General features: G+C 39.7%; 8 protein-coding genes, 1 tRNA gene and 1 pseudogene. 4 read left to right on the top strand and 6 right to left on the bottom strand.

Annotated elements, in window-relative coordinates; translation table 11 throughout:
• Together IKL48_03960 and coaD are read right to left on the bottom strand one after the other, a co-directional pair.
• Nucleotides 1-352: hypothetical protein (locus IKL48_03960; GenBank protein ID MBR3603819.1), on the bottom strand; the 352-nt coding region annotated here is incomplete at its 3' end.
• A 315-nt stretch (nucleotides 353-667) separates the two neighbouring features.
• Nucleotides 668-1,168: a pantetheine-phosphate adenylyltransferase gene (gene coaD / locus IKL48_03955; GenBank protein ID MBR3603818.1), complete on the bottom strand. Its 501-nt coding sequence runs from the start codon at nucleotides 1,166-1,168 to the stop codon at nucleotides 668-670.
• A 48-nt stretch (nucleotides 1,169-1,216) separates the two neighbouring features.
• On the opposite strand from coaD, the gene IKL48_03950 reads away from it, so the two are divergent.
• The gene (locus IKL48_03950; GenBank protein ID MBR3603817.1) at nucleotides 1,217-2,338 is read left to right on the top strand and encodes an HD domain-containing protein; all 1,122 of its coding nucleotides are present in this window, start codon (nucleotides 1,217-1,219) and stop codon (nucleotides 2,336-2,338) included.
• Nucleotides 2,339-2,378: 40 nt separating this feature from the next.
• Here the strand turns inward: IKL48_03950 and IKL48_03945 are convergent, their stop codons facing one another.
• The 3 genes from IKL48_03945 to IKL48_03935 form a co-directional block, all read right to left on the bottom strand.
• The gene (locus IKL48_03945; GenBank protein MBR3603816.1) at nucleotides 2,379-3,086 is read right to left on the bottom strand and encodes a hypothetical protein; all 708 of its coding nucleotides are present in this window, start codon (nucleotides 3,084-3,086) and stop codon (nucleotides 2,379-2,381) included.
• A 125-nt stretch (nucleotides 3,087-3,211) separates the two neighbouring features.
• Nucleotides 3,212-3,285 (bottom strand) — tRNA-Gly (locus tag IKL48_03940).
• 34 nt (nucleotides 3,286-3,319) lie between these two features.
• Entirely contained in the window at nucleotides 3,320-4,180 is an 861-nt protein-coding gene (locus IKL48_03935; GenBank protein ID MBR3603815.1) for a hypothetical protein, read from the bottom strand.
• A 74-nt stretch (nucleotides 4,181-4,254) separates the two neighbouring features.
• On the opposite strand from IKL48_03935, the gene IKL48_03930 reads away from it, so the two are divergent.
• Together IKL48_03930 and IKL48_03925 are read left to right on the top strand one after the other, a co-directional pair.
• Nucleotides 4,255-4,671: a secondary thiamine-phosphate synthase enzyme YjbQ gene (locus IKL48_03930; protein MBR3603814.1), complete on the top strand. Its 417-nt coding sequence runs from the start codon at nucleotides 4,255-4,257 to the stop codon at nucleotides 4,669-4,671.
• Between the two features lies 1 nt (nucleotide 4,672).
• Nucleotides 4,673-5,053, top strand: coding sequence for an acyl-CoA thioesterase (locus tag IKL48_03925; protein MBR3603813.1), 381 nt, complete (start codon nucleotides 4,673-4,675; stop codon nucleotides 5,051-5,053).
• Between the two features lie 364 nt (nucleotides 5,054-5,417).
• Here the strand turns inward: IKL48_03925 and IKL48_03920 are convergent.
• A pseudogene (locus tag IKL48_03920) lies at nucleotides 5,418-5,537 on the bottom strand (prepilin-type N-terminal cleavage/methylation domain-containing protein).
• A gap of 141 nt (nucleotides 5,538-5,678) precedes the next feature.
• Between IKL48_03920 and IKL48_03915 the strand changes: the two are divergent.
• Nucleotides 5,679-6,482: a TatD family hydrolase gene (locus IKL48_03915; GenBank protein ID MBR3603812.1), complete on the top strand. Its 804-nt coding sequence runs from the start codon at nucleotides 5,679-5,681 to the stop codon at nucleotides 6,480-6,482.
• Nucleotides 6,483-6,488: the final 6 nt, after the last annotated feature.

Genomic DNA, 6,488 nt, shown 5'->3' with positions numbered 1-6,488 from the left:
TAGTAGCATCCTGCGCACAGTTAGATAAAAATTTAGAATGTAAATCACTCTTAGACAAATCCTGCGCATGCATGAAGTTGATCACGTTCTTACTGTATCTGCGCTGTCGATCTATTTCTTCTTTAATATCCTCTTCAGAAGGAGCAACCTTGCTAATTATTTCATTGGACATCTCTGCTTCATATTGCGCTACCTTCTTGCCATGTGCCTGTGCTTCCGCCGCTACCGCTCGATCAAACATCGCAGCAAACGCATCCGTGCGTTCCCGTTCTTCCGCCACTTGCGCGTAAGACGGCGCCACAGACATAAATATAATGCTAAAACTAAGCACTAAAGATATTATCTTTTTCATAAAATCCTCTTATAAATATTGTGCCGCTTTTGACACGAAAAAAAAAGGGCCAAAAGTCCTATTTTGTATGGTACTTTTGGCCCAGATAAAAAAACACAAATTTTCTATATAAAAACAGTACTGCTCAAAAAGATCACAAGCAAAGGAAACAGGCTTTTTGAAAAAAACAAACCCTTGCTTGTCCGACTGGCGCTTCAGCCTCGTCGGCAAGCCCACACGCATCAAAGATTTTGCTGCGTATAGCATACGTTCTCCTTTTGTCTGTCTCCAAGTATATTATAGCAAATAAAAGGGCTAAAAAACAAACAAAAGGAACTATTTTACAAGTTTAATTTTAGGGAATTTTTGAAGTAAATTTTGAACCACTGCAGAGGAAACCCACGTAGCAGGAAGACTTCCGTAAGCGCAAGCCGCTTTTACAGCACCGGAACTTACGTTCGCCCACAAAGGGTCACAGGGAAGAAAAAAAGTTTTCAAATCAGGACAAAAAACCTTACTCAATTGATGATTTTCCAACTCATAGGCATAATCGCGCTCATTACGAATGCCTCTTACGCAACAAGTCAGCCCTTTTTCTTTCATATAATCTGCCAAAAGGCCTTGATAAGAGTCTACCGACACGCCATCCAGCGTTTGTATGGTTTGTAAAATCATCTCTTTTCTTTCTTCTACGGAAAAAAGCGGTTTTTTGACCGGATTTACCAACAATAAAATAATAACTTCATCAAATATAGATAAAGCATCTTTCGCTACTTCCAAATGTCCGTTGGTAAAAGGGTCAAAAGTGCCTTGATAAACCGCTATTTTTTTACTCATAAGAAAAACCTCATAGAAGCCGTGTTTATATTATGGTATCATAATTTTATGAATAAAAACCCGCTAAATAATGAAATTTACTTTAAACGTACCCGTCCGCAAACGCCGGATGTGCGCGGAGAGTTTTTCCGCGATCAAACCAAAATCATACACTCTTTACCTTTTCGCAGACTTAAACACAAAACTCAAGTTTTCTTTGCTCCGGATAATGACCACATCTGCACACGTATTGAACACGTATTACATGTGGCCACCATTGCAGCGGCTATCTGCAGAGGATTAAATCAAAGCGGGAATTGGAATTTGGACCAAGATTTAGCCTATGCTATCGGCTTAGGGCATGATATTGGGCATGCCCCGTTTGGACACGAGGGGGAACGTGCTTTAGCCTCTTGTATAGCCCCCAAACCTTTTCTGCATGAAGTCAACAGCTACCGCGTGGTAGAACAATTAGCCAACTACGGAGAAGGATTGAATCTGACCTATGCCGTTAAAGACGGTATCTTATGTCACTGTGGGGAAGACTTTGCAACTAAAGAATTACGTCCTGCCACCACCCCAAACAAATTAGAAGATATCCAAAATCGCCGTTGTTTGCCCACCACTTACGAAGGGTGTATTGTACGTGTGTCTGATAAAATTGCCTATTTAGGACGAGATATTGAAGATGCTGTCAAAGCCAAATTGATTACCAAAAAAGACATACCCCTTATTGTACAAGATGAAATCGGCACTTCTAATGGGGAAATCATCAACACCTTAACATTGGATTTAATAGAACATTCCAAAGATAAAGATTTTATTGGTTTCTCTCCCGAAAAAACAGATATTATTTTACAGTTGCGTGATTTTAATTATGAGCGTATTTATAACAATGCACAGATGAAACAAAGAAAAGAAACTATCGACAAACGCATTGCCGATCTGTTTGAATATTTTCGGTGGATTTTTGATAAGTATGGATTTGATTATCTCATGTATGAAAAAGAAGGAAAACAAACCGCCGTCAGTTTTTCCAAGTATATACAATCTATGGAAAAAGTCTATCAAAAAGACCCTTCCCAAAAAGATCAAATCATTACTGACTACATAGCAGGAATGACAGATTCGTATGCTTTAAGCGTTATGGAAGATGTAATACTTCCTAACTCTATCAAATTCTTCAGTTAAAAAACCCCGCTCTCAGGAGCGGGGTTTTTGAAATTCATTTTTACTTCAAATAAGGAGCCACTTCTTCTATCATATCTCTTATTTGCTCCATTTTATTTTTAATAGGTTCTGCCGCATTCATTCCGGGTGCATTGGCCGGAGTACGCTCATACTGAGCATACCCTTTGGCTCCGGCTCTCAAAGATCTGCACATCAAATCTGCTCTCTGCCACAAAGTTTGCCCGCCACGGCAGCTGGTTTTTTCTATCACCGCATCTCTGTTTGTAATGGCATTGTCATAGCTTAAGCCGGTGGAATGTTTTAAATCAAAAGAGATTTGTTTCAATCGAGCATAGAGCGAACTTTTAGGAAAATAAGTCAAAAAGATATCTTCCTTGTCATACATAATATAAGTCATCCAAGGGGTTTCTCCCGCCTTGTTCTTGGCGGCTAATAAAGATTCGCTCTTTGAACCCAAAGATTCATATAACACTTCAAAAGTTTTTACATCGGAACAAAAATGAAAAAGATTATTACCGTAATTATCCTTTGTGTTCCAAAGACCTATGTTTTTTGGATCTTCTAGCAAGTCCTGCACCTCTTCTGCCTTTTTATTTATTATTGCTTGTTTCAACAGATTATAAGCATTATGTTCATTAGCAGCCTGATGGGTGCGTTTTTCCACAAAAAGAGAGAAGGAAGAATCCTCCGCTTGCAGGCAGAGCGTTCCTAAAAAGATTCCTAAAACTGTCACTAAAATTTTTTTCATAGATACCTCTTAATATAAGGTTATCTTTTATATACAGAGAAAAACAGGGCCAAAAGACCTAGAGAGCATGGGACCAAAAGACCTAGATGGGCAACAAAAAACCCCAGAATAATCTGGGGTCTAAATGGAGCGGGCGAAGGGAATCGAACCCTCGTCTCAACCTTGGCAAGGTCGCGTTCTACCATTGAACCACGCCCGCGTAAATCTTTACTGTAAGAATATTATAACAAATTTTATTTCAAAAGTTCAACAGATATTTTTTTTAAATACGTGTTTTCAGCAATTTCCTTACGAACGTGAGGATTTTTCTTAAGAGAAGACAACACCGGGCTGGCCTGTATCAGTTGAGAGGCCAAAGCAGGATTATCCCTATAATATTTGACCGCTTTGCTGATAATCAAATACGAAAATAAACGGCTTGAAGCCAAAGCATGCAATAGTTTAGGGTCAGACAATACTTTTTGCACCGTTTCATCGGCAAAAAATTCTTCCATCTTTTTATTATTCGCCACTGCAGCGGCTAATGCCTTTGGATCGGCGATTAAAGGAGCCACATCCGAGCGCTTTAAAAATTCGTCAATCACATCCTGCTTATTAAATAAATAGTGCAGAAGATCCGGATCGGAAATATTAGATTGCACATTAATGGTTAACGCATACGGTGCCGCACCGATTACTTTTAAACTGCTGGGAGGAAGATTTTTATAATTATAACGGCTAATCACCGGTAAAGTAGAGCCAAAGCCTGCCACATTTGTCACATTACGCTCTGCCCCTTCCGAAATTTGCACATAGCGCACTTCTTCATTAGGGTTAAAAGTTTTTTCTACCATCAATCCTTTTAAAACGGAAGGGTCCAAAGAAGCAGGTAAATTTTGCACACGTTTTTGAGCAGCCAAAACAAACACTAATGAAAAAACCACCATCACAGACACCACGCTAGCCACGATTAGCATCGTTCTTTCCGAAGCGGCTTTGGCGGCGGCTTTTTCCGCGCGTTCTTGTTTTACTTTTGCGGCCTGCTGTTTGCGCTGCTCTTTTTTTTGGAACTTTTGCGGATTGCGCAACAGAGCCATTAATCTCTCTTTTTCCATACACATATTTTAACAAATAAATTCTACTCTAATGCAAGAGGCAATCTTAGTCGCAGATTTGCTATATTGATAAGATGAAATCACACACAGAATATTTAACTCTCTGTACCCCAAACAGATACGATATTATCAATATCACTCCCCAAGTGGAAGCGGCTTTGCAAAAAAGCGGCATTCAGGAGGGCTTGTGCTTGGTTAATTCCATGCATATCACATCTTCGGTATTTATCAATGATAATGAACGCGGATTACATGCCGATTTCCTGCGTTGGACAGAAAAGCTGGCCCCTTACGGAGTGGATAAATATCAACACAATCTGACCGGCGAAGATAATGGTGATGCGCACCTTAAACGCACTTTACTCGGACGGGAAGTGGTGATAGCCGTCACCAATGGCCAATTAGATTTTGGTCCGTGGGAAACTATTTTCTATGGGGAATTTGACGGACAAAGAAATAAACGTATTTTGATTAAGATTATCGGAGAATAATATGAAAAAAACTATTTTTTACCACGATACCGACTGTGGCGGCGTAGTATATTATGGCAACTACATGAAATTTTTTGAAGAAGCCCGCACTTTGTTTATGGCAGAAAAGGGATACTCTGTACCGAAACTCATGGAAAAGGGTTTGTTTTTTGTGGTGGCTCGGCAAGAAACGGAATATAAATATCCCGTACGTTATGCAGATGTGATTGACGTATCTACCAAAGTATTGGAAGTGAGCGATATTAAAATCGTGTTTGAAAATATCATCACCAATCAAAACGGCAAACTCTGTACCAAAGGAAAAACCACGTTGGTATGCGTCACGCAAGAAGGAGTACCAACCTCGATGGGAAAAGAAGTAAAAGAAGCAATGGGGTTATAAAACTTTTCACAAAAGGCCCTCTGGAAAGAGGGCCTTTTTAAAACTACTTTGTATAATAACAGGAAGAACCGCCGGAAGTACATTGATCCCCGCTTCCGGCTTCGGTAAATCCTATCTGTGCACAACCGGCACCTATACAAGAGCGAGAGCCGTCTTTTCCAAAACCCAAAGTAAACATCGGTGTTTTTAAATAAGTAGCCGAAACTCCATCGGTAGGATTGTTAGAGCAATAAATTGAAGAATGATAAGAAAAATATTCTGAATTTTCCACATCTATAGATAATCCATTTGGATCCACAGGGTCGGCATTTGTTTCCATACAATACACCTGCACGGCCGTACGCAACGCACTCAAATTAGTCCATGCTTCGGCAGTGCGGCTTTTAAGCACCGTCTTTTGATATTGCGGCAATGCCACCGCGGACAAGATACCGATGATTAGTACCACGACTAACAACTCAATCAGTGTAAAACCTTTCTTCATTTTTATTTCCTTTTTTAAATTTAATTTTTCCAACCGAGAAAATCGTATCAAAAAAAAAGAAGATTTTCAATTCTTGTTTTCTTTGACGAAGAAAACTTTTCATTTCTGAAAAAGTTTTTATAAAAAAGATAAAATATATCTATGAATTTTATTGATTCCCATGCCCATATCAATGATGAAGCCTTTAACGAAGACCGCGACCAAGTAATCCAAAAGGTCTTTGAAAGCGGTACTTACAAATTTGTAGAAATTGCGTGTGAAACGCATGAGTGGGAGCCTGCACTTGCTTTGTGCGATAAATACCCCTCCCGCATAGCAGCCGTACTAGGCATTCATCCGCAAGTGGCGCAAAGTTATGATATACAAGCGCGTTTAAAATTAACGGAACTTTTACAAAATCCGCAGGTGGCCGCTTTGGGAGAAATCGGGCTAGATTATGCTTATTTACATGCTTGTCCCAAAGAAACACAACTGAAAGTATTTGAAGAAATGCTCTCTTTGGCCAACGATATTAAAAAACCGATTGTTTTGCACATTCGCCGCGAAGAAGAAAACTATGAGCCGTACGATACCACTTTTCATTTGTTAAAACATCTTTGGAAACCGATTGAGGCTAAATTTTCAGGGGTGTTGCATTGTTTTTCGGCTCGTTATGAAGAGGCAAAGCAAGCCTTAGATCAGGGGCTTTTGCTGGGTATTAACGGGTGCTTTACTTATAAGAAAAACGAATATATCCGCGAAGCGGTCAAAAAAGCAGGCGCCGATAAACTGATTTTGGAAACGGACTGCCCATATCTTTCTCCTCAGGGCAAACGCGGCATGCGTAATGACCCTTCCAACATTTCACTTATTGCCCAATGGGTGGCAGATTATTTAAATATGCCGGTGGAAAAACTGGCCGAAATAACCACACAAAATGCGCTGGATTTGTATAACTTAAAATAAAAGAGG

This window comes from Elusimicrobiaceae bacterium, from assembly GCA_017520185.1.
In the GTDB taxonomy this organism is placed as follows: Bacteria; Elusimicrobiota; Elusimicrobia; order Elusimicrobiales; family Elusimicrobiaceae; genus Avelusimicrobium.
This window is presented reverse-complemented; position numbering and strand designations above follow the sequence as displayed.

Excerpts from the sequence above, each read along its gene's own strand:
- coaD (MBR3603818.1), bottom strand. The coding sequence starts at position 1,168 with ATGAGTAAAAAAATAGCGGTTTATCAAGGCACTTTTGACCCTTTTACC.
- IKL48_03925 (MBR3603813.1), top strand. The coding sequence starts at position 4,673 with ATGAAAAAAACTATTTTTTACCACGATACCGACTGTGGCGGCGTAGTA.
- IKL48_03915 (MBR3603812.1), top strand. The coding sequence starts at position 5,679 with ATGAATTTTATTGATTCCCATGCCCATATCAATGATGAAGCCTTTAAC.
- IKL48_03945 (MBR3603816.1), bottom strand. The coding sequence starts at position 3,086 with ATGAAAAAAATTTTAGTGACAGTTTTAGGAATCTTTTTAGGAACGCTC.
- IKL48_03950 (MBR3603817.1), top strand. The coding sequence starts at position 1,217 with ATGAATAAAAACCCGCTAAATAATGAAATTTACTTTAAACGTACCCGT.
- IKL48_03935 (MBR3603815.1), bottom strand. The coding sequence starts at position 4,180 with ATGGAAAAAGAGAGATTAATGGCTCTGTTGCGCAATCCGCAAAAGTTC.
- IKL48_03930 (MBR3603814.1), top strand. The coding sequence starts at position 4,255 with ATGAAATCACACACAGAATATTTAACTCTCTGTACCCCAAACAGATAC.